The sequence below is a fragment of the Bartonella sp. AD328YNZD genome (assembly GCF_042196425.1).
The window spans coordinates 1-2,012 of record NZ_JBHIQG010000398.1; the positions used below are offsets into that span (position 1 = coordinate 1).

Genomic DNA, 2,012 nt, shown 5'->3' on the forward strand with positions numbered 1-2,012 from the left:
ACTTAGGCCGTTCTGTAACATCCCATAAGAGCTGTTCTCCCATATCGGGGTTTTCTTTGATTGCTTCTATTCTTTCATTTAAAATAAGTCGGTCGCCATAAACCTTTTCGCACAAAAATTGTATTTCTTCTTGATATGCTACGAGCAATAGCTCTCGTTCCATTGAATTAATGGATGTTTTTGGTTCGTGAGACGGTTTTGGTTGTTCTATTGCTATATGTGGAGAGGCAGGTTTTTGGATAACCGCATCGCTTTTTTGTTTGTCTCCTATTCGGTGCGGTTTTCTTGAAGGCGGGACGGCATATGCTCCACTGTCTTGTGATGATGAACTGCTTTGCTGCCTGACTTTCATATGTGATGGTGTTTTGGGTCTAACACTTGGGACGAGGGTTTCTGGTTTTTGGATTTGTGTGCTGGTTTGCACTTTGGCTCTCATGCGTGGGGGAAGGGGCGGAGCCATTTTTGTCTGTAGAGAGGGGGATTCTTGAGCAGTTTGTTTGTTTTGTTCTCTATCTTTTGCACGCGGGGGTCTTTGTGGAGCCGTTTTTATGTGCGTGGAGGGGCTTTCTTGAGTTTCAGGCTTTTGGATTTTTGCATCAGTTGGCGTTTTGTTTCTCATACGTGGGGGGGGAGGCGGAGCCATTTCTGTCTGTAGGGAGGGATTTTTTTGAGTTTCAGGCTTTTGGACTTTTGCGTCGGTTAGCGTTTTGTCTCTCATACGTGGGGGTTTAGGCGGAGGCATTTCTGTCTGTAGGGAGGGATTTTTTTGAGTTTCAGGCTTTTGGACTTTTGCATCGGCTAGCGTTTTATCTCTCATACGTGGGGGTTTAGGCGGAGGCATTTCTGTCTGTAGGGAGGGATTTTTTTGAGTTTCAGGCTTTTGGACTTTTGCATCGGCTAGCGTTTTATCTCTCATACGTGGGGGTTTAGGCGGAGGCATTTTTGTCTGTAGGGAGGGATTTTTTTGAGTTTCAGGCTTTTGGACTTTTGCGTCGGTTAGCGTTTTGTCTCTCATACGTGGGGGAGGTGGTGGTGCAACCTTTGGGGAATGTGACAAATTCTCTGGGCGTTTTTGTACAGGTGGTTTTGGTACACTTTGAGAAACTTGGGGAGGGGGCGTTCTGGTGGGAAATTGTTCATCCTGTTGTTGAAATTTTTCCATCATTTCGGCGATAAAAGGGGAGGGATTTCTTTTTTTCATGCATTTTCCTTTCAAATTTTTCCAATATTGTTTTTAAATACTATTTAAAAATACACGTTGGTGTTTATTCTGTTTTATGCTTTTTCACTTATCTTTTATAAGAGAGGATATAAAACTGAGCAGTTTCACAAGATTTGACTCTCTTAGTGCAGATCATAATCACTCTCTAAATACTGTTTTATCAATAGCTTAGATTAAGTGGTGAGAGAATGAGTTTTGTTTTAACTTTCTCTCTCTTGGCGCAAATAACCCCTCCCATGGCTGCGCCAAGACGTTCGATTCAACGTGAAAATGTATGTCTGTTTAGCTGGCAAAAGCCATCGCTTTTGGGGCGGCAGTTTTGCGAGGACGAAAATCTGTTTCTCTTTGTTGCGTAGAGGGTGTTGTTCCTTCATGCGTTACTGTTGAAGGCTCAGGGCGTTGAGTAGACTGTAAGGCGCTTTGTTGTTGATGCAAGTTTTGCGCTCTCTCAGATGTTTCATGGCGTTCTTGTTTTGTCTTCTGAATTTTTGAAAGGCTCTCTCTTACTTGTGTTACAGCTGTTGCATAATTGTCAGTGGCGTCAATGAGATGAGAAAGCCCCGCTTCAGCATGTCTGCGTGCTTGATTTTTAAAACCACAAAAGTTGTGACCAGTGTATTTGTTAAAAGACTGAGGATTTTCGGCAAGTTGCTGTGCCAGCTGTTCTATTGTTTTAGGGTTTTGGAAAAGCGTTTCCACATGTGATTGTAAAGTGTTTTCGTTCCCAAAAACAACTTTACACCAATATTGGATTTGGGCATGGTATCTTTTGACGTTTGCATGTTGGTGA

1 protein-coding gene and 1 pseudogene are annotated in these 2,012 nt (G+C 42.8%); both read right to left on the reverse strand.

All coding sequences use genetic code 11. From position 1 onward, the window contains the following. A pseudogene (locus ACFIO3_RS12175) lies at positions 1–1,201 on the reverse strand (transporter); the annotation flags it as partial. A 303-nt stretch (positions 1,202–1,504) separates the two neighbouring features. Continuing rightward, positions 1,505–2,012 (reverse strand): BID domain-containing T4SS effector (locus tag ACFIO3_RS12180; protein WP_375704532.1); only part of this gene is annotated, 508 nt, incomplete at its 5' end.